The organism is Pseudomonas sp. BP6, assembly GCF_017875935.1.
Lineage (GTDB): Bacteria > Pseudomonadota > Gammaproteobacteria > Pseudomonadales > Pseudomonadaceae > Aquipseudomonas > Aquipseudomonas putida_Y.
Window position 1 is genome coordinate 2,213,879 of sequence record NZ_JAGINI010000001.1, and the last position, 24,520, is coordinate 2,238,398.

At 54.8% G+C, this 24,520-nt stretch carries 22 protein-coding genes; 10 read left to right on the forward strand and 12 right to left on the reverse strand.

From position 1 onward, the window contains the following. Positions 1 to 50: 50 nt before the first annotated feature. Positions 51 to 953 (reverse strand): LysR family transcriptional regulator, encoded by a 903-nt coding sequence (locus tag J3A98_RS10110; RefSeq protein WP_209965758.1) that lies wholly within the window; start codon positions 951 to 953, stop codon positions 51 to 53. A 94-nt stretch (positions 954 to 1,047) separates the two neighbouring features. Between J3A98_RS10110 and J3A98_RS10115 the strand changes: the two genes are divergently transcribed. Further along, positions 1,048 to 2,184 (forward strand): DSD1 family PLP-dependent enzyme, encoded by a 1,137-nt coding sequence (locus J3A98_RS10115; protein WP_209965760.1) that lies wholly within the window; start codon positions 1,048 to 1,050, stop codon positions 2,182 to 2,184. A 15-nt stretch (positions 2,185 to 2,199) separates the two neighbouring features. On the opposite strand, the gene J3A98_RS10120 is transcribed toward J3A98_RS10115, so the two are convergent. From J3A98_RS10120 to J3A98_RS10135, 5 genes are all read right to left on the reverse strand, one after another. Continuing rightward, entirely contained in the window at positions 2,200 to 2,523 is a 324-nt protein-coding gene (locus J3A98_RS10120) for a hypothetical protein (protein ID WP_209965762.1), read from the reverse strand. A gap of 288 nt (positions 2,524 to 2,811) precedes the next feature. Then, positions 2,812 to 3,156 carry a nucleotidyltransferase domain-containing protein gene (locus J3A98_RS27150; protein WP_348635620.1) on the reverse strand — a complete coding sequence of 115 codons (345 nt, stop codon included), beginning with the start codon at positions 3,154 to 3,156 and terminating at the stop codon, positions 2,812 to 2,814. Continuing rightward, positions 3,120 to 3,761 (reverse strand): hypothetical protein, encoded by a 642-nt coding sequence (locus J3A98_RS10125; protein WP_209965764.1) that lies wholly within the window; start codon positions 3,759 to 3,761, stop codon positions 3,120 to 3,122. Before J3A98_RS10125 ends, J3A98_RS27150 begins: the two co-directional genes overlap by 37 nt. Beyond that, positions 3,758 to 4,504 (reverse strand): HNH endonuclease, encoded by a 747-nt coding sequence (locus J3A98_RS10130; RefSeq protein ID WP_245355162.1) that lies wholly within the window; start codon positions 4,502 to 4,504, stop codon positions 3,758 to 3,760. Before J3A98_RS10130 ends, J3A98_RS10125 begins: the two co-directional genes overlap by 4 nt. A 282-nt stretch (positions 4,505 to 4,786) precedes the next feature. Further along, on the reverse strand, positions 4,787 to 5,737 hold the full coding sequence (locus J3A98_RS10135) for a site-specific integrase (RefSeq protein ID WP_209965767.1): 951 nt from the start codon (positions 5,735 to 5,737) through the stop codon (positions 4,787 to 4,789). A gap of 194 nt (positions 5,738 to 5,931) precedes the next feature. Here J3A98_RS10135 and J3A98_RS10140 point away from each other — a divergent pair, with 194 nt between their 5' ends. After that, complete coding sequence (locus tag J3A98_RS10140) at positions 5,932 to 6,954, forward strand: DNA-binding protein (RefSeq protein ID WP_209965769.1); 1,023 nt, start codon at positions 5,932 to 5,934, stop codon at positions 6,952 to 6,954. 40 nt (positions 6,955 to 6,994) lie between these two features. On the opposite strand, the gene J3A98_RS10145 is transcribed toward J3A98_RS10140, so the two are convergent. After that, complete coding sequence (locus J3A98_RS10145) at positions 6,995 to 7,174, reverse strand: hypothetical protein (protein ID WP_209965771.1); 180 nt, start codon at positions 7,172 to 7,174, stop codon at positions 6,995 to 6,997. Between the two features lie 50 nt (positions 7,175 to 7,224). Here J3A98_RS10145 and J3A98_RS10150 point away from each other — a divergent pair, with 50 nt between their 5' ends. From J3A98_RS10150 to J3A98_RS10175, 6 genes are all read left to right on the forward strand, one after another. Beyond that, positions 7,225 to 7,392, forward strand: a complete 168-nt coding sequence (locus J3A98_RS10150; protein WP_209965792.1) for a hypothetical protein — start codon at positions 7,225 to 7,227, stop codon at positions 7,390 to 7,392. A gap of 112 nt (positions 7,393 to 7,504) precedes the next feature. Then, positions 7,505 to 8,521 (forward strand): restriction endonuclease, encoded by a 1,017-nt coding sequence (locus J3A98_RS10155; protein WP_209965794.1) that lies wholly within the window; start codon positions 7,505 to 7,507, stop codon positions 8,519 to 8,521. A gap of 253 nt (positions 8,522 to 8,774) precedes the next feature. After that, positions 8,775 to 10,679, forward strand: a complete 1,905-nt coding sequence (locus J3A98_RS10160; RefSeq protein WP_209965796.1) for an AAA family ATPase — start codon at positions 8,775 to 8,777, stop codon at positions 10,677 to 10,679. A gap of 43 nt (positions 10,680 to 10,722) precedes the next feature. After that, positions 10,723 to 12,474 carry an ATP-dependent helicase gene (locus tag J3A98_RS10165; RefSeq protein ID WP_209965797.1) on the forward strand — a complete coding sequence of 584 codons (1,752 nt, stop codon included), beginning with the start codon at positions 10,723 to 10,725 and terminating at the stop codon, positions 12,472 to 12,474. Between the two features lie 436 nt (positions 12,475 to 12,910). After that, a complete protein-coding gene (locus J3A98_RS10170) occupies positions 12,911 to 13,894 on the forward strand; it encodes an RES family NAD+ phosphorylase (RefSeq protein ID WP_245355160.1) in 984 nt (327 codons plus the stop codon). Positions 13,895 to 14,022: 128 nt separating this feature from the next. Next, positions 14,023 to 15,690 carry a hypothetical protein gene (locus tag J3A98_RS10175; protein ID WP_209965800.1) on the forward strand — a complete coding sequence of 556 codons (1,668 nt, stop codon included), beginning with the start codon at positions 14,023 to 14,025 and terminating at the stop codon, positions 15,688 to 15,690. Between the two features lie 82 nt (positions 15,691 to 15,772). Here J3A98_RS10175 and J3A98_RS10180 read toward each other — a convergent pair whose 3' ends face one another. Genes J3A98_RS10180 through J3A98_RS10190 form a run of 3 tightly spaced genes read right to left on the reverse strand, consistent with a single transcriptional unit; the run spans position 15,773 to position 19,478 of the window. Then, a complete protein-coding gene (locus J3A98_RS10180; RefSeq protein ID WP_209965802.1) occupies positions 15,773 to 17,776 on the reverse strand; it encodes a DUF3732 domain-containing protein in 2,004 nt (667 codons plus the stop codon). Then, positions 17,773 to 18,270 carry a three component ABC system middle component gene (locus tag J3A98_RS10185; RefSeq protein ID WP_245355158.1) on the reverse strand — a complete coding sequence of 166 codons (498 nt, stop codon included), beginning with the start codon at positions 18,268 to 18,270 and terminating at the stop codon, positions 17,773 to 17,775. The genes J3A98_RS10180 and J3A98_RS10185 overlap by 4 nt, the downstream gene beginning before the upstream one ends. Next, complete coding sequence (locus J3A98_RS10190) at positions 18,267 to 19,478, reverse strand: hypothetical protein (RefSeq protein ID WP_209965804.1); 1,212 nt, start codon at positions 19,476 to 19,478, stop codon at positions 18,267 to 18,269. Before J3A98_RS10190 ends, J3A98_RS10185 begins: the two co-directional genes overlap by 4 nt. Before the next feature lie 313 nt (positions 19,479 to 19,791). Here J3A98_RS10190 and J3A98_RS10195 point away from each other — a divergent pair, with 313 nt between their 5' ends. Next, a complete protein-coding gene (locus J3A98_RS10195; protein WP_209965806.1) occupies positions 19,792 to 20,484 on the forward strand; it encodes an ImmA/IrrE family metallo-endopeptidase in 693 nt (230 codons plus the stop codon). A 23-nt stretch (positions 20,485 to 20,507) separates the two neighbouring features. On the opposite strand, the gene J3A98_RS10200 is transcribed toward J3A98_RS10195, so the two are convergent. After that, complete coding sequence (locus J3A98_RS10200; protein ID WP_245355156.1) at positions 20,508 to 22,130, reverse strand: LA2681 family HEPN domain-containing protein; 1,623 nt, start codon at positions 22,128 to 22,130, stop codon at positions 20,508 to 20,510. 438 nt (positions 22,131 to 22,568) lie between these two features. On the opposite strand from J3A98_RS10200, the gene J3A98_RS10205 reads away from it, so the two are divergent. Beyond that, positions 22,569 to 22,868, forward strand: coding sequence for a hypothetical protein (locus tag J3A98_RS10205; RefSeq protein ID WP_209965809.1), 300 nt, complete (start codon positions 22,569 to 22,571; stop codon positions 22,866 to 22,868). Between the two features lie 225 nt (positions 22,869 to 23,093). On the opposite strand, the gene J3A98_RS10210 is transcribed toward J3A98_RS10205, so the two are convergent. Then, on the reverse strand, positions 23,094 to 24,488 hold the full coding sequence (locus tag J3A98_RS10210; protein ID WP_209965811.1) for a hypothetical protein: 1,395 nt from the start codon (positions 24,486 to 24,488) through the stop codon (positions 23,094 to 23,096). Positions 24,489 to 24,520: the final 32 nt, after the last annotated feature.

Below are 24,520 nucleotides of genomic sequence, written 5' to 3' on the forward strand. Positions count from 1 at the left end.
AAGATATCCAGCCTGTATGAATAGTGTCAATCGCTCGGAGGCGGCCCGATTCAGATCGAGTCCGGGATTGGGGATTTGAAGGACGCACTTAGAAAACTGCTAAGCATCTGTACCTTTCTCGACCGATTTTTTTGAGTCGGGATGAGAAGAAGGATCGGCGCCGTGTCGAACTGCCAGTCAGGCAGAACACGCATCAGCGTTCCATTTGCCACAGATTCAGCTACATCCCATTGAGATCGTAAGACTAGGCCCAGATCGCTCTCTGCCCATCTACGAGCGACACCACCGTCGTTGGTAGTCATGGCCGGGAGGACACGAATTGACTGGGTTTGTGCTTTCCTGTGGAGATGCCAGAACGTTACGTGCTCATCATTTTCGCGAATGCAAATACACCGGTGGGATGCGATGTCGTTTGGCGTGTCGGGCATACCATGCTTCTGCAGGTACGTGGGGCTGGCACATAACCATCGCTCGTTGGATGCGAGCACCTGCGCAGTCCATGAACTGTCCGATATGGAGCCTATGTGGATTACTGCGTCGCAGTTGTTGCGGTCAGGCCAGGGTGTCTCTTTCAAGTCGAGTTCGATCTTGAGCTTGGGATGAAGCTTGGCAAAACGAGCAAGCATTGGCGCAAGACGCAAGCGGCCAAATCCGAATGGCGCTGCAAGGCGCAAGACGCCCTGGAGTTGCTGGTCATCCCCGATCATGGATTCAGAAAGCTCTTCCAATGATTGCAGCAGGCGTTTGCCTTCTTCCGCTAGGCGCTCGCCATCTTCCGTTAGGGACAATCGTCTGGAGTCTCTGCTGGCGAGTTTGAGGCCCAACGCGACCTCCAGCTTACGCAGCCGCATCGAGAGGGCTGCAGTTGTGACCCGCAATTTTCGAGCCGCTTCACTCAGTGAGCCAGAGGCAGAAATTGCGGTGACGAGCTCAAGGTCGGCGAACGTTATCATTAAGAATTGCTTAACCTTTGATTAATCTACCGTTAACCAAAAATATATCCATACGGCTAGAGTTGCAACGACAAAACCACATCAGAGATTCGCCATGACCACCTCTATTCACACCTTGGACACACCGGTAGCAGTCGTCGACGTCGCTCGCATGAACAGAAACATTCAACGCATGCAGCACCGGGCTGACAGCCTTGGTGTCAGGTTGCGACCTCACGTGAAAACCACTAAATGTGCTCAAGTGGTGGAGGCGCAGATCCAGGCAGGAGCTCAGGGCGTTACCGTCTCTACCCTCAAGGAAGCCCAAGCTTTCTTCGCTCAAGGGGTCACCGACATTCTGTATGCTGTCGCCATGGCGCCTAACAAGCTTGCTCACGCGTTGGATCTGCGCCGAGCGGGGTGTGCTTTGATCATCGTGACTGACAGCGTTGCCGGCGCTCGGGCCATAGTTGAGTTTGGACGTGCCCACGATGAACGTTTCGAAGTGTTCATCGAGATTGATAGCGATCATCACCGCTCTGGAGTCCGCAGTGATGATCCACTGCTGGTTGACATTGCGAAGGTGATCCATGAGGGGGGCGCTGTACTCAAAGGCGTGATGACTCATGCTGGCGAAAGCTACAAGCTCAACACATTGGAAGCTCTTCAGGAAATCGCTGAGCTCGAACGCTCCGAGTGCGTCAAGGCAGCCGAGGCTATTCGGGCTGCTGGCATTCCTTGCCCCGAAGTCAGTGTGGGGTCGACCCCGACAGCGCTCTCTGCTGTTCACCTGGAAGGCGTTACCGAACTGCGCGCCGGGGTGTACGTTTTCTTTGACCTGGTGATGCACAACGTAGGTGTGTGTGCTCTGGATGACTTGGCTTTGTCTGTCCTCACCACTGTGATTGGTCACAAACCCGATAAAGGGTGGATTATCACGGACTCGGGTTGGATGGCCATGAGTCGTGACCGAGGTACTCAAGCTCAGCAATGCGACTTCGGGTACGGCTTGGTATGTGATTCGAACGGAACCCTCATTGACGGCCTGCTGTTGCGCTCTGCCAACCAAGAGCACGGAGTGGCATCCTTTGAAGAGGGTATGACTGTAGACGTAGAGAAGCTGTATCCAATCGGCACTCAGCTGCGCGTCCTTCCTAATCATGCTTGCGCAACTGGTGCCCAGTACCCGGCCTATGGGGCGCTGCAACCAAACGGTGAAGTGGCCCAATGGTCTCGTGTGAATGGCTGGTAATGGATCGTCGAGGGGCTAAGGATTGAATGGCCTCTCGTGAACGGCGAGTAAGGTTCGGAAAGGATTCTGATCCACCTCACCTTCGGCAATGTCCTGTACAAGCGGAAACTCCGGTATCCAGCTGGCCATACCAGTCCCGTAAAGCAGGATTTTTTCACTGGCCAGATTCGCCAAAATCGAAGACTTGCGAGCCTCAACTATCTGATTTTGCATTTCCTCATTTCTTCGATAATGCTCTAGTTGGCGCTCACGTTCCGAAGGCTGCATCTCGCGGATGTGCTCGTCTCCAAGGCCATCCAGATACACCTTCAGTTCTCCCAATGCTTTCTGGACTGCCACCGACACTGGGTCAGAGGAGTGTGCTGCGATTGCATCCAGGTAATCTGCTCGCAAACCCTGAGTAGTTGATCAGCACTGGATCGAACAGCAGGCCCCTCAGTGCACTTGATGTTGTATGCGTGGCATTGCGCATCAGGCTGACGATGAGGGAGGCAACGAAGACTTGCTTCGAGAAGAAGACGCCTACCCGGTACCAACTGAATATGGGCTCAACACAATAGCGGGTGTTGGCATGTGAGGTCAGGCAGTTCTTGCGTCCGACCCAATCAAACGAGGGCCACAGGGCCCTCAAATTCGCTTCTGAATGTCGCACAGTGAGCGAGCCAGCTGTGAGAGTGGAATACACCCTTTCCGAGCGACGAACGCTGTGTCTTCAGCCTCCTCCGGCACCATGTACAAGATGTCGAGCGGGAGCTCAGCGCCAGCGGCTCTCAACTCGCTTTTCAGTCGAACCAATAGCGCGCCAGAAGGGCCCACTACCAAGATGTCGTAATCGCTGCCGACGCCGCGGAGCGATGAGCCAAACATGAAGGCCTTGTAGTACTGCATTGTCGGGCAGGTTTTGAGGAGAAAGCCTGCCACTTCCGCAGCTGTCATCAGCCCTTCAGCAAAATAGGTCTCAGCTCGTCCCATTTCAATACCTTACATCCCAGCTGCCGCCCTGCCTCAATGGCGCTTGGAGCGGGCGATCCATTGGGGTTGGTATTCCACGCAACGTCCACAGCACCACAACTGTCCCAGAGGCTGCGAACAGCATCAGCTGTCGGCTCATACTCCCAGATCATACCTACCCTGAGTGAGCGGCCCCGCGAAAGGGTCAGAGAGAATACACGATCGAACTCACGGCGGACATTCGAAACGTAACCTAGCTGCAGAATCAAGCGGTAAGGGAACATGTAGTTTTTATGGGACGCCTTCCTCGCCGAGCCTTTTGGAATTGCTGTCCCAAGTGATCCGTAGTTTCCCCATCCTACGGTCTTGTCTTCTAGGAAGGCGATCGCACTACCATCCCATAAGCACTCTTTGCGATAGCCGCAGAGGAAATCCATTTCTGGGCATTGCTCGTAGTATCGAGCAGCCAACTCGGCGTCCATTTTGTAGGCGTCACTGATGACAGCCAAAACGTCAGGCTGCTCACGAACCGAGATGCGAATAGCATCGCCCCCAGCGTGTTCTACCGAGATGACTCCGCTTTCACGCCGGGCATTCTCCAACGCATATTTCACTTGCCACTTCATGCAAAGATTCCGTCTAGCTGTACTGGATAGCGAATAGCACGGCCGGAGACACCACAGACGTGTCGTTCGACCAGCCCTCGGACATGCTCCTTGTACTGGGCAAAGGCCTCGTGCTCGGCCTCGCTCATGTGCTGCTGGTTCGCCATGATGATGCGTTGGATACGGAGGTGATTGGGCAGGATGACATTACGCATCCTGTGCGACCAGGTTTTCGCGGATTCTGACTCAGGGTCGTACTCAAAATCTGTACCTTCGCAAGGCGCGAGCCTTTTCCAGATCGCCTTGTTCTCCGCCATGGCTGCGGTAATGGCGTCTCTAACCTGCGGGCGCTCCTCGTAGGCGCATACGCCTTGCTTATGGGCCAGTGCCGCTAGGTGGTTGCTCTTCCACATCAACAGCGTGGTTCGATTGTACGAAGGGGAGTTCTTGTCGATCTTCGTATGGCAGGTCGGGCACAGGAGCAGGAGGTTCTCGAAAGAATCGGCTTCGAATTCGCCATCAGGGCGCTCCTCGTGACGTGGCCCTTTTTCACCATGGGGAATCACGTGGGCCATCTCAGCGATATGCTTGTCACCCCCCATTTCAGCGGGGAATAGGGGTTGTAGGCAGTCCGGGTGCTGGCAATGGCCTGCGGCCTCTGAGAAAAGCCGGAGCTTGGTTTCCTGTGGAATGTGCTTTCGATCTGCCATGGTCGCGCCCTGATTTTGAGGTGCGTAGAGTAGCGGCAGACAGCGCAGAGTCATAGACCAACCTTGGGCGAGTCCGACATCAAATGACGCAGTCTGAAGGGATTTTTCCGGACGCTGACAACTGGTGCGGAATCAGCGCTGTTAGCCTGCATGACCTGCGCATAGCCAAGCGTCGGAATCCGTGCGGTAGCGACAGCCATGGATTCAGTAAGGTGCTGCTCATTGCGCACCTTGTCAGCAGTGATGCCCTTCACACACTTATCGCGGAACCTGTCTGAACGGGCTCAAACTCTATCAGGGTGGGATGTGCTTCTGGTTTTCGAATTGGCAGCAATCCTACCGGCCAATTTGCAGCTCAGATCCCCGTTTCCCCACAGCCAGTCCCGCAAAGGAAGCGCTTGCGTCGATGTAGCGCAACGCCGATTGCATATCCTTCCACCCCACGTAGCTCATCAGCGCTTTGATGTCCCACCCATTCGCCGATGCCCATGTTGCGAAGCCTCTCCGAAGCGAATGGCTGCTGTACATGGCAGCAGGCAAACCCGCCTCTGCAAGGATTCTGCGCAACATCGGAATCAGGCTGTGAGGATTGATTCTCTCTGTTGAAAGATTGCCCCAGCGATCAATCCCCCTGAACACCGGCCCGCTGGCCAGGCCAGCAACTGTGATCCAATTCATGTAGGCCTCCACAGGGCAGAGCATCTTTAGCGCCGGTGTGTGGTAGGTCGCACCCTGATGCTCGCGATCGCCCTTGGTGTACGGAAGAAAAAACGAAATACCTTCACCAGACGCCGCCTGGGTGTGCTCGATCTCCAGACGAGCGAGCTCGTCGCCTCGGAAGCCACGCCAGAATCCAATCAAGACCAGGGCGATTGATCTTCTGTGCCGAACCTCACACTTGTGATCACCTCGATGGTGAGCGCCATTTGCTTCGGTCTCTAACCAGCCCACAACTTGCTGAAGCTGGCTCAATTGAAGAGGGGCAGCTTGCTTTGTCTTGGCAGGATGAACAGCTCGAATACCTTTGAGCACCCGTCGCACGTCTGGCGTCTTCGTTGGATCTGGAAAGCCCTGAGTGATGTGCCATTGGGATAGCGCCGCGAGCCGCTGCTTGAGTGTATTGATCGAGTGATGCCCGGCGTAGTTGGCCAGGTAGCGGACGATGCCATCACACGTGGTAGGGAGGTAGCCACCCCAGTCCATCTCGAAGTGCTCAATGGCTGCTCGGTAGCTTTTCCGAGTGTTCTCCCGGGTGCCAGCCTTCAGGTACAGATCGGCTTTGTCCATGGGATGACCTCCAGATCGGGGGAATTTGGCATTCGTACTGCCTGGGTGTACAAACAACCGATCTTACCGAACTGGGAAGCCATAATTCTGTATTACTTCATACCAGTTGTCGGCTTTTTAGCTGCACGTTCAAGTATTTTCGTATCATGTAATTTCATGACATGTGACATGACACGAAATAGTACGGAGGGCGTATGGCCCGGGGCGGCGTTAACCTGGCGGTGGTGCAGAAAGCGCGGAACAGCCTGCTGATGCGTGGGGTGTACCCCAGCATTGATGCGGTGCGGGTCGAGATGGGAAATACAGGCTCTAAAACCACGATTGCTCGTTATCTGAAACAGCTGGAAACGCCCGGGCCAGATGCAACCACGCGTGATCGCATGAGCGGTGCACTGCGCGGGGTGGTCGAGAACTTGTTGGATCAGGTGCAGGAGGAGGGTAATCAGGTCTTTCTTGAGGCACGGGCAGAGTTCGAGCATGAGCGCAAACAGTTGACCGCCCGCACAGAAACCCTTGAGAACGAGCTTGCAGAACTTCAGCGCCGTCATGAGGCGCAGGCGTCCGCACTGGCGATCCAAGCTAAGGAGCTCAAGACCACTCATGCTTCGCTGCAAGCTGAGCTCACACGCAACGCCGGCATATCCCAGCAATGCGCAGACCTTAAGGTTCGCCTAGGCGAGCGGGACGCCCAGATCCAATCCATCGAAGAAAAACTGCTTCATAACCGCAACGCTCTGGAGCATTACCGTGAGTCGGTGAAGGAGCAGCGCGATCAGGAGCTGCGTCGCCACGAGGCACAGCTTCACCAGCAGCAGGTTGAACAGCGCAAGCTGCAGGAGACAGTCTCGGTCAAGCAGGATGAGTCAACTCGGCTCAATCGAGATAACGAGCGCCTGCTGGGTGAGGCTAGGCAGCATGCCAGGAAGTCCGCCGACCTGGCGGACACTGTTCAACGCATGACCTCCGATGCTCAGTTTATCCAGGTGGCGCTGGCGCGAGCGGAAGGTGTTCAGGAAGCGCTCAAGGAACAACTACTTGATCAGAAGCAGGACACTGAGGCATTGCGCCAAGCCCTAATGGCAAGCAGCACCGCTGTCACCGCGCTGCAGCAACAGATAGGGGCAGTGGAAGCTGAGAACGCCACTCTCCGGCAAGCCCTAGAGCAGGCAGTGGATGCATCAGAGTCAGCAGATCATTCGAGCGAGACGGGCGGGTGAGGGTGGTCACCCAGGGCCCACCCTGTGACTTTGCGAATTTCTAGCACACCCCTTGGGCAGTCGCAGCCTCCTCGTCAGCCATCAGGGCCTCGGCCAGCGCCTCGAGCGCATCTGCCAAGCGTGCGTCCTCCCTGGCATCGCCACTTGCCGGCACGAACTCCTTGCAGTGGCGAAGCAGTGCTTCCCTGTCATTGTGGTTAAGGTTAAACGAGATGTGCATGCACGAACTACGAGAAGGTAATAGGGGTCGCTGCGTTCAAGGCGCTAAGGGTGGTCATTGATCGCGAACATTTCAATCCGTCGACGACCGGATATCTCATGATCCGGGAACGCCTGCGCTTCCATCTTCGAAATGAGCTGCTCCGCCGCCTGATGGAAAAAGGTGTGGTCAACGCAATGCTCCAAGATGCACTGATAGCGGTTGATTTGGGGATTTGAGCTCTGTAATCCTGATAGATTGCAGCCCAAATATTTGTAAAGATCGGGGAAGCGCCGCGCTCGAGAGAATGGCATTCCCTATCGACAGAAGCACTTTCAAAGGAGTGACTACGTGATAGACCGGGACTTATTAAACGAGTGGCAGTGCAATTTTGTTGCCGAATTCTCCTCTTCTACCAGTCCCCGCAACACCCTAATTGCAGGCCCCGGCCAAGGAAAAACGGTAGCATGCCTGCACGCGGCTGCCGAAAAAATGAAGAGCGGAAATACAAAAAATATAGCCTTCCTTTCAGGCTATAGATTCACTGCCGACCTATGGGCCAAAAGTCATTTTCCCAATTCTCCTATTATCGTTGATCAACAGTCACCAACTTTGTTCAGCGAGTCCAGCAATAGCGTAGCTCTAACATTCAAATCATTGGAGCAGCGCGAAACCCATGATTCACTCCTCAAACAAGCTTCATCCGGCGAGCTTCTGTTGATCGTCGAAAGACACGGATTTAACGAGTCCTGCATTTTCGAAATAAGCGAAGAGATCTTAGGTCTGAACGCTACGAATCAAATATTACTCATATCGGATACGCCGGGCACCTACCCCAGTAGCTGGAAACACCTGGGCCCTTCGCACAGTTTCGGCAGGGAATTCATTTTTGAGCCTGAAACACTAATTCTTCCAAGCACACAAATTCTCCTTGCGGAGTATTCTCCGAGCCTGACCATTCTGTCCAAATTGCAAAAAAGAATCCAAACCCTTGATCAACTAGATTGGCGCGAATTTGAGATTCTTATATCTGAGCTTTTGGCGTCTGATGGTTATGAAATAGAGCTCATGCGCGGAACCAAGGATGGAGGCATGGATGTCGTCGCGACGAAGGATCTGGGAGAAACGGGCATGTTCAAAGCTTTGTGGCAGGCCAAAAAAAATAACATAACTAGGAAAGTCGGACTTTCCACGATCAGAGAGCTGGCTGATGTCCGAAACGAAGAGAAAGCCAATAAAGGCATTATCGTTACCACAAGCTTTCTCACACGCGATGCCTTGAAGCGTGTCGCACGTGACCGCTATTGGCTGGGCAAGGTCGACAACAATGATTTGAAGGTTTGGATTGATAGAAAGCTTCGTGAGTAGTGCCTGCAGTAAGTAGGGCCGTGAGCGATGCTCCGGCCCGAGCACTTGTGTCCACGCCGTAGGCCTTCTCGCCGCGTTGGGTCGCGCTCATGGTCGGTACCCACCATCCTCGCAAGCCAAGCCTGGGTGCTGAGATTGCTCGGGCTATGCCGTAATGCCACTATCACACGATCAGTTTGCGTGAACCTGCAGGCCAGATACGCCCGGCCGTCACGTCATTTTCGTTGGTAACCTGCCACTAGAAGGGATTCGCATGTATCTACGGCAATTGGATGTCACTGGATTCAAATGCTTTGGTGAGCCGTTCACCATCGAATTTCGAGACGGGCTGAACGTGCTCGTGGGAGAGAATGGGGCCGGCAAGACTGGCGTGGTCAGTGCAGTGCGCCAGCTCTTCAACGACTCGGAGTCAGGCAAGCGAATCATTAGTGAGCGCGATTTTTACCGGGGTTTTGAGCCGGGCGCGGTCGCTGCTGAAAGCATCCAGATTCAGGCGACGTTTTCAGGTCTGGATGATCAGGACGCCATTGCGTTCGAATCCTGGTGTGGAAATCACGACGAGGCCAAGCTGACTTTTGAGGCCCGCAATCAAGAGTCTCGCGGGCGCTTCAGGCACCACACCTACGCGGGTCACGAGCATGCCAAACCGTTTGAGTCCGAGACGCTGGACTACATCCATTGCATCTACCTGCCTCCGCTGCGTGACGCCGAGAACAAACTTCGCGAAGGACGCCAATCCCGCCTTGCCCGACTAATGAAGGCCCTCTGCCGCAAAGAGCTCGCTGAGGCCAGGAAGGCACAGACACTCCACCCACTGGAAGAGCATGTCGGGAACTTCAACCGCGAGCTTTCTCAGAGCGACGAATTTGCGATCAAACAAGCCAATCAGCGAATCGGAGACAACCTGAAGGCAGCGCTGGGGCTCAATCTCTCTCAGGGCACCATGATTCAGTTCTCCGAGGTCAGCTTCTCCCGGATCGTGGAGGGATTGCGGCTTCTGTACTTCCCTAATCTCAGCGAGGCTGACACGACCCAGTTCCGATCGCTGGAGGAGAACAGCCTTGGCTACAACAACCTCCTGTACATCGCATCGATCCTGGCTGAACTGATCCTAGAGGAAGAGGAGGATCGAGGCGAAGAGACCTATCTGCGGCTCCTGTTGATCGAGGAGCCAGAGGCGCATCTTCATCCTCAGCTGCAATTGCGCCTGCTTCGACATTTGAAGACGGTGGCTGAAGAACGTGGCATCCAGGTCATCATCACCACGCACTCAACGGTCATCTCTGCCGCCGTCTCCCTGGATCACCTCATCCACATTTCAAATGACGCAAGGCCAGTAGCAATACCGCTCAGCGCGTGCGGCCTTCCTGAAAACAGTCGCCGCTTTGTGGATCGCTGGTTGGACGTCACAAAATCCAACCTCCTTTTCTCCAAAGGGGCACTGCTCGTGGAAGGAATCGCTGAGGCCATGGTGCTGCCAGAGCTGGCGCGTATTGTCCTGCGCTCCTACGGCGAGGGGAAGAACTGCCTGGACGATTACGGCGTCTCCGTGATCAACCTCGGCGGCATCTACTTCAATCATTTCATGCAGCTGTTTTGCGATGTCACAGGTGACCAGCCGGGCGAGAATGTCCCGATCAGGTGTGCAGGGCTTACCGACAATGACCCTCCGAAATCTATCCGGTCGGTTGCGGGGGAGGACGGTAAAGAAGCTCCTGTTCCGTTCCTTCCTCATGATGAAGACCTCCAGGTAGGGGACAATCCGGCCTTGGCGTTGATAGCGCCGATCAGTCAATCGCAGTTCGGCAGATTGTTTGCGGGTAAGTACAAGACCTTTGAGTACGACATCGCGATGGAGGGTAACAACCTCAGATTGATGTCGACAGCTGCGGCCAGTCTCTGGCCTGTGCAAGGTGGGGGAGTGGTGAGGGAGCTGACAAGGCGGGCTGGACTGGACTACTCGACCATGAGCTCAGCGGAGAGGGCGCCGTACGCGAATGACATGCTTGATCGAATCGAAACCAAAGAAATTGGCAAGGGGTTCTATGCGCAGGCGTTTGCAGACGCGCTGGCGAACGTGAGGGATGACTTTATCGTGCCGGAATACATCCGCTTAGCCGTCCTCTGGGCTTGTGGGATCGAGGAACAAGCCGAATGACCCGGGTCAGGCCTGAAGGCTCGAGGCCGAAGGATACCGGGCGATGAACTTCACCAAGGAGCAGTTGGAATACATCGCGGCGCCGCTTGATCAGCACAGCTACCTGAAAGCATGCCCAGGTAGTGGCAAGACCGAGGTGGTGGCCGCCCTGGTGTCGCAAACCATTCAAACGTGGTCTGGCTCCCCCTCCGGCATCGCTGTTCTCACGTTTTCTAACAGTGCGACCGACGAGCTCCGGAGTAGGGTGCACAAGTACTTGGGCGGGCCTATCGGCTTACCCCACAGTATCTCTACCTTCGACAGCTTTGTTCTCAATAGGTTGGTGGCCAGCATCGCCAGCGAGCTGACGGGCTATCCAGGCAAGGGTGGCGATTTCCGTATCCGTATCCTTGAGAAGGAAGCGAATATCTTCCAGACCCAGCAACGGATTTGTGGTCGCCGCATCTCAGCCTGTCGGTACAACTATGACTTGGAGGCGGGGCGCTTCAAGTTTTCGACCGGCGATCGAGCGCTCGATCATCAGCTCAACGCCGTGGGGGTTACTGACAATATGCATCGGGATCTCGTAGCCACGAAGAGGCGGTTCTGGCTCGGTGGCTACGCTACCCATGGTGACATCGATATGCTGGCGCTTATGGCCTTCAAAGACCACCAGTTTGACCACTACTTCTCCCGAGTTGCCCGTCGGTTTCCCGTTGTGATCGTGGATGAGTGCCAGGATCTCTCCGCTGAACAACTGCAAATAGTGAGCAAACTCAGCGGCTTTGGGATCAAGTTTCACTTCGTCGGTGACCTGAACCAATCGATTTATGGGTTCCGCAAATCGAACCCGGCCAACGTCAACAAGCTCATGGGCGTACTGCAGTTCAAGCAGTACGAACTGACCACCAATTGGCGCAGCGGCCAGGCCATAGTCGACCTCTGCAGTAACATCGTCGGTACCGGGAAGGTTTCGGGGAATCCTGAAATCGCATCCATCCAGCCCAAAATTCTCGAGTACGAAAGTTGTCCATCCGAGCTGCTGCCTACGATCCGAAACCTGACAGCTGCATACAATGAGGTGGTACTGGTTGCCCGAGGGCATGCAACCCTTCAGCGCCTGCGCAACGGGAAGACCTTTGAAGGCATTGAGCTGCTTGCAGTCGCCTGCATTGGCGCCAGCTCAGGAAGTCTGAGCGATCTCAAAGTGAGTCTCAGGACATTCGCCCAGTGGCTGGCAGAGAAGCTAAAGCTGGAGGTCACCAAGACGGGGCCCTATTGCCCAACCTCAATGGAGTCGAAACTGGCCTGGCGTAAATTCATCCACCAAAGCCTGAGGTTCATGGTTGCCAGCGGCGCCGGCAACTCCGATCAAAATTGGTCAGCGTGGGTACGCTGCGCAAAACTCGCACTGCGACAACTCCCTGACCAGGCGTTCGTGCCCGATGAAATTCTTAATGAATTGCAGGAATTGAGAGGACTCAACCTCGTCACCAAGCGTGGTCAAGGTGATAAGCCAGTGTCGATCCGTCTCTTGAGTCAGGATATCCAGGATGGCGAATCGGAGACATTGCGTTTCGAGACGATTCACCAAGTCAAAGGTGAGACTCACGATGTCACTGTGGTTGTGTCCTCTCGTAAACGCGGCAAAGGTGAATCACACTGGGCCGACTGGCTACAGAACCGTGAGTCTGAGGCCGCCCGTTTTGCCTACGTCGCGAGCTCAAGACCTCGGCACATGCTCATTTGGGCAGTCAAAACACTGAAACCTCGAGAGCGTCCAACCCTGGTCGATTTGGGCTTCCAACTGCCGTGAAGGACTTGAGCGCGCCTTCAAAGATCGGAAACCTGTTCAATCCCACGGGCAACGAGCGCCCTATCATCGACGATTCAAAACAACTGATTGAGTGGATCTGATTTCAATGACGTTATCGAGCGCGGTGTGCTTTAAGTGCGTACACGACACTTTTCTCAGTAGATGGGTCACTGAAAACGGGGCTCTCCACCACTGTAGCCTCTGTGGTGATATGGCCCAAAGCGTCGCACTCGTCGAGATCACTGCGCGAGCGCGTGCCGTTCTCGATCCATACATCTGGGAGGCGCGGAATCATCGCTATTGGGGCTCCGACGGTTCAAGACTGGAATCACCCGGCGAGCCATTGAAATATTGGGTCGCCGAAGTCTTCGCTTGTCCCCCTGGGGCACCTATCGTTCAGGCAGTTTGTGGTGGACTGAGTGAGGAGGGCGGAGCAATGCCCGTTTTTTCCACCACCATCCGCTACAGCATCCGTCCTGCTGGGGTTCGCAGTGCGCTTGATCGGTGGTGCGACATTCAGGAGGCCATGCGCCACAGCAGTCGATTCTTCAACGACGATGCCAGGCAGCTTCTCAGCTGGCTGTTCGACGACCTAGACCAGTACGCAGAGTCAGCCGAGGCTGACCAGGTCGTGCAAATCCTAACGCCGGATGATTGCCCCGCAATCTACCGCGCGCGACGCAGTAGTGCTGAAAAAGTCGAGAAGATTCGTGACAACCCCAACACTGAATTAGGTTCACCACCTAAAGAGGTATCGGGCGAGGGCAGAATGAACCCTGCTGGAATCCCGGCGTTCTACGGTGCATTCGATCGTCAGACATGCATCGCAGAACTGCGCCCGCATCCACAGGACAGCTTCATCAGTGGGCGATTCCAGCTCACCCGCGCTGTTCGAGTACTCGACTTCGAACGCTTCGAAGGCGCTAATCTAGGGCCGGTTCCAAGCTTCTTCGACCCAGAGTACTTCAAGCACGTTGATCGCCAAGGCTTTCTTCGCAAGATTCACGAGGGAATCAGAATTCCAGTCGATGAGGAAGAAAAACGAAACTACCTGATCACCCAGGCTGTTGCCGAATACTTGGCCCTCAAGTGCACGCCACGCTTTGACGGCGTCATCTTTCGCTCTGCTCAACGCGCGGAGGGACGGAACCTTGTGTTGTTCTCGCATGCCGCCGTCAAGCCAACCTCATCCACGGTGCGCTTTGCAACCGGATACCGGGTAAGCGGCCCAAAGGCGAGCGATCCATTGAGTATCGAGTACGTGGCCGGCAGCATGATTCTTCACACCATCGATGAAGACAATGTCGGCACGATGGATGAGGTACTGGAAGAAATCGAATCTGCCAACGCCAATCGAGAGATTGATGCTTCGGAGACACCTCTCATGGACTTACCCCGCCAACACCCTACTGGCGCATAGACCTTTTGCTGCAGACGCATCGCTGAAATGGACTAGCTGTGTGAACCTTGAGGGTGAGACCTAGTAAGCCCTCAAAATGAAGTGTCAGGTACAATGTGGCCCATACGTCAACGAAACTGAAGGGAATCATGGCTGAACAACGTCCAAATGTGTGGGTCGACGCAAGTTCGTTCGATGAGCGTTGGGATATCCAAGGGAAGCCGGTTGGGAAGGGTGGGCAAGGCACTGGATACCGAGCCACTCGGCGCTCGGACGGTAAGGTTGCGTTTATCAAAGAGATGGACAGCGACGATAGTGAACGACGCGCCAGAGGTTACATAGAAGCTTGCGCATACGAGAGCCTGGTAGGCTTGGACGTCCCACAGCTTATAGAGTCGAATGCCCATCAGCATGGAGATAAATCTGTCCAGCTGTACATCGCAACTGAGTTTGTCGAGGGGCCGACACTAAGGCGATGGCGGGACAAGACTAAGAAAGTAAGCCTCACCGAAGCAGTTGATATTACCCTGCACCTTCTCGGCACGGTGGCTCAAGCCCATGAGGCGGGTATCCTGCATCGAGACATCAAGCCCGAAAACATCATCATGCGTGGAGGTGACGTGGCTCACCCCGTATTAGTGGATTTTGGCATATCGTTCCACCGACTGAACATACTTAGCAAAGCTTTGACGAGCGATGGTTCTCAGTTGGGTAATCGCTTCCTGTGGCTCCCGGAATTTTCCCCTGGCAGTCGAAAAAAACGCTGTCCGACCGCAGATCTAACGATGGTTTCGGGCATTTTTCTTTACCTGATCACAGGGATCAATCCAGTACTTCCCAGAGACGGGGACGGCAACCTTCCTCACCAGAGGGATAGGATCAGATCAAGGATGAGCGACGCTGAAAAGAGTGGCGTTCTTTCCTTCTTTGACAGAGCTTTTCAATTCGAAACAGCAGCGCGGTTCCAGTCAGTCGAGGAGGTGAAACGGGCGCTGCTGAAAATTCGGCAACGCATTGCAAACCCAGGCCCCGTCGATGACCTACCTGGCTTACAGGAAACCCTTTACAACCCTATTTTTCAAAGTCGCGGCGTTGTATCCGCACAGTTGCGTATGGCACTGGGTTGGGCGATGGACTGTTACGGAACCGTGAAACAGACGACATCTGGGAACCTGCTAGCCCAGCAGGTCGATTTAAGTGGCGGTGTAAGCCCTGGCCACATCAGCGTCCGCTGGGATCTGTACGGGAACTATGCTGCGTGTACTCATGTTTGGGTAGAAATTGTAGGCAGTGAATTCGTCTGGCATACGGTGAAGGGCGAAGTATTCCGCGCGCCTACTAATAGCCCCTTGGCCGAAGAAGCGAAAGCAGAATTCATCAACCGGTCGGTTCTGCCGGACATCAGAAGAGTTCTAGCGAACGACTCATCTGAATTTTCAGTGGACTTCAGTGGTTACTTCTCTCTGCGCGATCACTTCGCGCTTTCACTAGGCGAGGCCGAGCAAAGGGCGCAAGCGCAACAGTTGCCTGTCTACGTTTTGGCTTACGACGAGAGTCAAACCATCAAGGACATCCAATTCTTGTGTGAGCGGGTGCTGGGTGATGCTCGAGTCCAGGCGATCATTCTTACCAGCTTTATTGTCCTTGTCATTGGTCGCTCGAAGCTGCCCTCGACTATCAACGCGCCTCAAAATTGTGATTTTCGGGCGATCTTTCACAAAGGTAATTGGCTGCACGTTCACCACCTGGCAGCTAACAGGGGGGCTGCCGTAATGGATTTTGGAGCTCTCCAGCAGCAGTTCGACGCTGAGCCTTGAGCAAGCCAAGCACTTGCATCTCAAAGGAGCCCAAGCCTTACAGAGCGGACGGTCGGTAGCTTACAAGCTACCGACCTCAAAATTACGCATCAGCGATGAAGCCGCGCGTTCTCCACGTAGCACGGACATAGTCCGAGAATTTGTAATCGTCACCGAGAGACAGGCGGTCTGCGTGATCGGAGACGATGATCTGTGGGGTGACCCCGGTTTGCTCGCCAGTTTCATCACAGAATTTAGCCAGTTGGGTGAACATGTTGGTCACCGCAGCCATGTCCGCATCAACTGCCTCTTCACGCTTGGCCTGTTTTGCCAGCTCCTTGGCGTCAAAGGTTTCTGCGTCGTCCAGAGACGCGGGGAAATAGACTTGAGTAGGCTGGTCAAGGAACAGGATCGGAGGAATCTTGCATCCTTTGTCCGAAAGCGCTGCGAATTGGTAGTGGAGCGACATGAACAACGCCAGGTGCGAGTAGAGCCAGTTTGCACCACTGCCCATGGAGCGAAGATACACCCTGGTGCTGGGGTTCTGCTGGTACCAGAGGTCGAATGATTCGACGTCAAAACGGAGCTTCGATGGCTTGTAGGTTTCCTCGAAGTCGAATTCGCTGCCAATCTCGCACATCTTGGCATCAATATCATTGCTCAGGGTTTTCAGCCTGTCCTTGATATTGTATTTCGCCAACTCGCCCGCCAGACGTTCGACTTCAGCGCGCAAAGTTTTTTCCAGGGCGAGGAGCTCTGACTCCGGCTTGTCCACCTGCTCTTGAATGGCGATTTCAAGACGCAGCTTAGCCTTCATGGCCTGTTCATCGATCGACTTGGACGTCTTGAGCTTGGCAATTTCTTCATCAAGAGGCTGGATGTCGGCCTGGATACGGCGCAACTCAGCGTTCACCTTGTCGAGCGACTCCTGGATGGTTCGGCGCTCGGCTGCAAAACTTTCCCTGGCATAGGCAGACAGCTTGAGCTCGTCATTCAACCAATCGATAGCGCTTACAAGCTTGTTGGCCTCCATGGCAGGGGTGCTTGTGGGGGCCTCACAAAGGGGGCAGTGGGCTTCGGACAGCTCGATGGAGTCAGGCAACGATTCAGCCGTCATGCTCAGGCTGAACTGTGTCGCAGAGGACAGGGACTCGTTGACCAGCCTCATCTGCCCCTGCAGCTGCCGCTTATCGATGAGCTGAACGATTCGTTGCGCATGGAGCTCAGTCCGGCGTGTTTCGACCTGGTCTGAGAGCACATCGATTTTGACAGCCCGGCCAGAAATCATCTTCAGCATGGTGGCGGGTTTGCTGTAGATCTCTTCAGCCGTGGCATCAATCAGAGGGATGCCCGCCAGCGACTTGAACTCAGTCAAAAAACGGTTGTATCGAGCGATAGCAGCTTCTTTTCGCTGCTCCTGCTTCGGAATTTGAGCCTGGATTTTCTTCAGCTCGTACTTGGCGACCTCATGATCCCGATACAGATCAAAATAGGCCTCATCGACGAGCCCCATCAGGACTTTGAAATGGTTAATCGCCTGGTCACGTTTCTCCTTCTGATCGAAACGGTAGAAAATGGCGTGTTTGTTGGCTACCAGGTTCTGATGCTGAAGCATGAAGGAGGAGAAGCTGCGAACTGACGGGGTCGCGGATTTGTTGCGACCTGCTGCTTTCAGGTACGGGTCTTCATCGACGTTTTCAAGCGTGATGGCAAAGTAACGACCGAGGCTTTTTTTGAAGTCGGCCAGGGGCATGTAGTGCTTGGGGTCGAAGAAGGCCTTGGGTTGCTCAATGAGCTTAAGCAGCCGCTCCGGATCAGATCCCTGCACTTCAAGCAGGAAGCATCGATCGGATTTCTTCTTCCGTGCCGCTACGACAAAATAGCTGGGGAACTGCAACGCGATGAAGAACGTCTCAGCCCGCTCGGTGATCGTACCAACCGGAATGGTGTCTTCGGTGCTGCCAAGGCAATAGTCGAAGATCTCCAGAATCGCGCTTTTCCCCGTGGACGATTTCCCAGTGATGACGTTGAGTCCAGGCTCCAAACGCACCTGGTGAATCTTGTCTTGGGTGTCAACTACGCCGATGTACCGCAGAAAGCATTTCATAGCGACTTGAATCCTAACGTCCTGTAGATGGTGACGACGTCTGCCTCTGCGCAGACCATGGAAAGCCGCCGTGCGGCTTCGAGGTGTTTGGGATTGGCATTCGAGGCCCTGACATCCTTGATGGACTTCACAGTCAAGTCGTCGGTGAGTTCGATGCATTGTTCGGCCTGAAGGATCAGCAGGGCCGCATTGGTGAGCGGTTTGAATTGCTGGGTGTTGTGGGTGAGCCCAACCAGTCTCGACTGATCCTTGCAGAGTGTACGCAGGTTACTGGTCTTCCTTACGCCCAGCAGGGCTGTCTGCATGGCCGGGTAAAGCACCATGGGCAGTACCAGGTAGCTCAACAGCAGGTCACGCTCTCGAGGCAACGAATTGGCAAAGAAATTGTGGATCACCGGCGCCAGGGCGATGGGGGAGCGCTGAAGGGTGAACAGGTGTTCGATGGGCTTCTTGACCACTCTCTCAGGCACTTTTTCGACCTCTTCCCCAATCATTTCCACAGCCTCCAGTGAAATTCCTTCGTCGGGCTTGCAGGAACCTCTTCCGCGAGCATGTGGTAGATGCCATTACGGAATTCTGCTGGCGTATCTTCGTAGCTACCCAAGCCAACGACATCCATGCCGCAACGTGAATGGTAAAATTTGAGGGATGCTCGCTTGGTCTTTTCCTCCGACCAGGTTTCGTCAATATCAGCCATGAGCGCTGACCTGCTAGCGCTATGGGTACGCATATGGCTTTTGCTGTAGCTTTCCACGTCATCTTGTGACGTGGTGCAGTCCTTGATCAGCTCGACGATGTATTTGTGGGCGTGAAGCAAGTCTACGGTAGCCTCAAGGATTACGTCCTCATCGCCGCCGATTTCATCCAGCTTTTTGGCATAGGTACGATCACGCACGTTCAGTGCCCCAGCATCACGCTCGATTTCGTCGGCGTTGACCCGAGGAAACTTCACCGAGCCTTTCATGTAGCGCGCCGTCAGCTCCGTGAATTTCCTGTCGAACTCTGCCGTGGTGAAACGCCAGCCCTCCGTAACCTTCACCGCACTGGTCATGAAACCAAAAAGGTCATTCAGAAAGTCGTCCATGCGATGCTCATGGATACTTTTGAGGTGCGCTCTTTTGTACCTGGCGATCAAGCCGACCAGGTCAGGCTGCTCGGTGATGATCTTGACCTTCGGCAGCGCATCGATCAGGGATTCGCGCATGGCTTGCGCCATTACCTTGCGCTGCAAGGTCAACGCTTTCGAGGGCCCGGAAACCTTAGCCCCGCTTTCATCGCTTTGATCAGCGGCCGCTTCTTTTTTGAGTGCAGCGGCCTCGAAGCGAGCCTCGCTATCCTTCAAAATGGCCTGAAGCGCAGCCAAGCGCTGATCAGCGTTCCACTGATCCCAATCCTTGATAGCCGCCCGCTCACCATAGGCCTGAGTAGTCAAGAGAATCAGGTTTGCGTACTGGCGGTGGTTGAAATCAGCCTTAAGCCAATTATTGAGGGTGTTCCAGAAGTTTTCATGGCTGTCGGTGAGGCTGTCGCTGTACTCCTTGACCTCAATCTGGTCACGCCCTTCGACGGTGACATCACCGAAGACCTCGATCCAAAGGACATCGTCCTTCTCAAGGGTGTGGCAGTACTCCATTGCGACATGGATCTGGTACTTGAGGGCTTCGTAGAGCTTTGTTGCGTCAAAATCGAGCTTGGCGTTCACAGCTACTCCAATCTTGGGAAAGCAAGATCGGCCAGTGAGTAGCTAACGTCGCCATCCTGGCCGGGAATATCCACGATACTGTATGAATATACAGGCTAAATATGTTCAGCCGGCAATAGTACCAACCACCGGTGGCCAAGCGCCATCCAAGGCGTGTCACGTCTTGAGTTCAGTTAATGGAACGCTTGCCAAAGGGTCGCCTTGAGCCGATCTACCGCTCATCGACAAAACCTACATGTTGGGTTTTTAATATATTGAAAGCACTACATATTGGGCTAGATTGTGTTTGGGAGCCTATATCTGGTGTTTTGCCATGAACGAAGCCCATATTGAGAAAGCAGCGACAGACCTGCTCATGCAGATATACCGTGATCGCCGGTACCTCTGGCCTGATCAAGAGATGCCGCCGATGATGATGCGCAGCCCTCGAATCGCTGCCTTGGTCTGTGGCTACGATTACCATGTGCATCCCACGCTTGGGGACACCCAGTTCAACCGGCACAACACCGGCACTCGCATCGCGGGGTTGATTGATCGTCAATCAAACAAGATCGCGGTGGCCATTGAGTTTGGTGACAAAGTGGAGCTCTTTACTGGAGCTCATGAGATCGGCCACCTCGTGCTTCACGAAGAGACCGTAATGCACCGTGACCGGGCCTTTGACGGCAGTCCTTTGCAGACACCTCGGCCACCTGTGGAACGTGAGGCCGATCGCTTCGCGGCCTGTTTCCTCATGCCCCAAAAGCTGTTGAGAGAACGGTTCGAGTTTATGTTCTGCTGTAAGGGTCAATTGCGTTTCAGCGATGCGATTGCCTTCCACCTCGACCCCATCAACCCTGATCGCCTGCTGTATGCCTCCAAGGACTCAGGGGAGCGCGAGCTCGCCCTGGCGAGGTGCACCCGGTTCAATAATCGCAACCTGGTGTCGCTGGCCCAGCAGTTTGGGGTCTCGGACTCGGCGATGTGTATTCGAATCAAAGAGCTGGACTTGGCGCGCTGGCCTTGAGCAGAAGGTCAGTGGCTACCCCATCAGAGCTTTAAATCATCCGGGTACTCGGACACAGGGAGCTCCACCACAATTCGTTCGTATTCGTCATCGTTCTCATCCTGCGAACCGGATTGTGATTCCTGATGGTGCATGGCCAGGCAGAGATAAACCAACGTAGCTCGGGCCAATCCCATGATCAGCAGAGACTTGGCGGCGAGTTCCTCTCGGTCGATCACGACTGCTAATTGATCAGCGTCGAACTCCGATGCCGGGCCGCGCCAATGGAATGCCTCAACGACCTTGGCATGCTTGTGTTCAAGGTGGTTTCTCAACTCATCCAGGGCCTTTGCATCAGGTCGTGCGACGCTCTCGAGCACCTCGGAGAAGATGTCTTGGGAAAGCCAATAGAGTGCGCGGAGCGGGAGGTTGTCGGTCGACAGGAACTCATGCCGCACTGTCCATTCCCGCACTGGAGCACCTTTTTTTCGCGGTTCAAACCAGAGCGTTCGAAAGCTGACGGCTCGTTCGGGAATCCCTAACTGCCAATAGCCGTTGATGAAGTAGGCCACCTTGTCGAGCAATGAGTAGGCGCTTCTGTACGCAGTCTTGATCTGCTCCAGCCCCATCGAGTACAGGGCATAGTCGCAGTTGAAGGCGAGCGAGACCTTCTTGTCTGCATAGTGGACGGAGCGAGCATGCGTGCCTTGGAACAAGCAGTGGCGCGCATACGCATACTCCTGCTTCATCTGATTGAAGAAGGCGGAGTAAGTGATGCCTACCCGGGCGTCATGGTTGGGCAGCCTCAGTGTGTCACGACTTGCGACGGGTAGGGCTCCCAGGTCGTTCATAGGATTCAGGAAAAGCTGGTGACTCAGGCACCATTGACGGTACTCACGCTCCGCCTTGGACTTCCCTAGACCATGCTTGTACAGCTCAGCGTCACCAACGAGCTCGACATGCTGTTCAAGCTTCCCCAGATACCACTTGAATGCTTCTATGGCGTCAGTGGTGGTCGCGCCATCCCGGCCGATACCGCCCTCAATGGCGGATGCGAGATGCCGCCGTGCATGGATAAAAAACCAATACCTGTTCTCCAGGTCGTAAAGTGATCCGCCATAACGTGTCAGTCCAATCCCTAAATTTCCAAGTGCCATGCCGAGTATGGGCTGCTCCCTCAGTGCCTTTCGCCACTCGGCGAATGCCTCGATAAAGCGCCCGCAAGCACTGAGGGCATTGCCGAGATTGCAGTGGATCTTGGCTCGTTGCTGAGCAGTGATAACGGCGAAACCCTCATGCTGGATGGAAGCACGTAGGAAATACAACTCGTTGAGCAGAGCAGGGTGGTTAACAATGGTCGCCTGCTTGTCTTGATGCTCGATGCCATGCAGGTGTGACCAAGCATTGGCGCATGAATACAAGACCAAGCAGGCAGGAGCGGGGGGGCTTAGCGCCACAACCTCACTTGCAAGCTCAGTCGCTCGCTTCAACAGCGCGGCATCCTTCGCATCCCCGGACGAGTCCACGAGGCAGTCATAGGCATTCTGCAAACGGTCGTGGTGTTCGGCTGATCCGACAAGCGCTTCTACCGCCTTAAGCCAAGCATACCGATCCTCGGCTTGAGGCTGGTAACTCTTTGATGCCAGGCGTTTGCTGAGGTCTTCCATTGAGGCCGTCCAGGTGCGTTGGGATGATCGAAGATTACGATTTTCCACAGTCACTGTGCGCTGCGCTCGACTGCTCGCAGGCTAGCGTTTTTAGGCTACTTACTCGTCCGGCGGAGCGCGGCGTTTGGGGGCGTACGCGGGAGGAGCAGAGGGCATTGAATGTGCGGTTGCCGGGAGCGCTTGAGGCAAAATCTTGCGCTGAGCACAGCCGGTACTTTGAGAACCTTTGCCACAAAGCCGAGGTTGTGTAGCACGGCCATTACATGGCGTTCAAGAGCTTCTCAAGCTGGGCATGCTCCCATGTGCTTAGGAGCTCGATGGGGTCGATACCGTACTGTTGAATCGAAGTGAAAATGTTCGCGGATAGCTACCAGCAACGTTGCATTTTTTGACCAGGTTTCACTGCTGCAAAACCGATTAGTAAACCTTGGTTTGATGATGTCCCACGTTCAGTTGAAGGCGGATTCTCACAAGTACGCCCGACAAAGCCTGACGGAGCTTGCCACCGACATCGCCAGCCTCAACGCTTCACGGGTAAAGGCTCTGTCCAACGATCGCCGTATTGCGTCAACGAACACTCATGAGCAATTCGCGGGTCTGACTCGTTTCCTGCAGGACGGAACACAGATGACGCCATCTCTGACCTACCAAGCTGATCTCATTGAGCTTGAAGTGAAACATCCTGGGCTGCTCCAGCATGCGACCGAGGCGCGGGAAATTTTGCTGATAGCCGCATGAGCTATTAATCCGGTCGCCGCCAACGAAACGCGATGCCCGAAGCTGCCAATGCCGGGGAGGGCAGTTGCGAGCGGAGCGCGCAGGCCTTTGGCCGTAGGCACGAGGATGGAAGCCCGCAGGGCCAAAACCCCGACTCAGTCGGGGCTTGGTTCACAACAGCCGTGACGCAGGCCGTGCCCAGCCTGGGTTCCTGCGTGTGATGTCACAGGTGTTGCTTGGTCGCAGTCAGAGCGACGGCCCACCTGCATGCTTACGCAGCCACTGGGACGCCGGCATATGCTTTCGGATTCCAATGTCCGGCCAAACATCTTCATCATGATGTGGCATAGCGATACTCACTGCTTTGGAGGCCCACCCGGTCTTTTTGGCCGATTCCCTCAACTCAAGGAATGTGATCGAGGCTCCAGCCTTAAGATGACCGCAGTCGCGCCAGTGGGCCTTCGCAGACAACGGACTTTGCTGCAGTCGCGTCAAAATGGTGGTCGTGAACCTGCTGAATAGATCGATCATTGTATGGCTCGCGTAACCAGCACTACCATCCATCAAAGGCAGCAGCAAGCTTTGCGGGGAAAGATCCGAATTCTGGCTGTGCCTGAACTTGGCATAACGGCGGAAATAGGCAGCGAACTCAGAAGCCAGCGGATAGCGTAGGCGAGGGTAGTGAGGGCTTTCAAACCATGCTGGGGAAGTCTGACTTGAGCCTGCCTCTAGAGAGCTGGCCTCGTCGGCTTTGAAGCTTGAAAATCTCAATTTAAGGGCCGATGTTGACCCTAGCGCACGCAGTGGAACGTCAGAGTAGATGGCCACGGCCGCGACGAGGAGCCATGGCTGCCACTGATTATCATTCTGTGCCAAAGACGTGGCTATTGACATCAGATCAGCCAGTTGTACCGGTGTGAAAGTCGTCCGGGTTATCCCTTGGCGAACCTCGAAATCTCTAGGCTTTAGGGCACCGAACGGATTAATTGGGATTGTAGTCCGCAGGGCACATAGGTAGTCGAAAAAATCCCTCCCACCATGCAGGAAGATAGTGCGGTGCTGATCAGTTCCGACTGCGAAAGTCGACGCGGAATTGTCCGCCAGCTGCTTTCTAACTATCGGACGCCAATTGCCATTAATTGGCTTAACAGCGAATTCCGTCTTGGTCTTCAGCAGGTAACGTGACCCGCCAGTCTTCGAGATCCACAACATCGGTAGGCGCATGACGAAGTCCATGAACTTCCTAGCATCCGTTTCTTGCCATTCTTGGATCCGCTTGCGCCGAATAGACCAGCTCCAATGCATCATCGTCTCGAGCACCGGACACACCATCTTGTAGTGCCTAGGGGTGAACTCCGGCCGTTGGCACTGCTTGGCCAGAAAGTCGATGCCGAAGCGCCAGGTTTGAAATACTTCCAGTGCGGGGTCTAGGGTATCGAGCCGCGCGCGGACATCATTATTGATTGGGCGCTCCAGGCCAAGGTGGTCGGTTAGGAGCACAATCGGCGGGAATAACGGATACGGCACGAAGGAATCCGTGGGGTCGGCTGGCTCTGGCGATTTGCACGCCGGGCTCGACGCAGGCTTAGGGCGTGGTTTGCGCGCCGGGTTCTTAATCGATGTCCGCGCTGACTTCATCATGGCGCAAAGCTCCTCAGCCGCCGGTTGAGCGA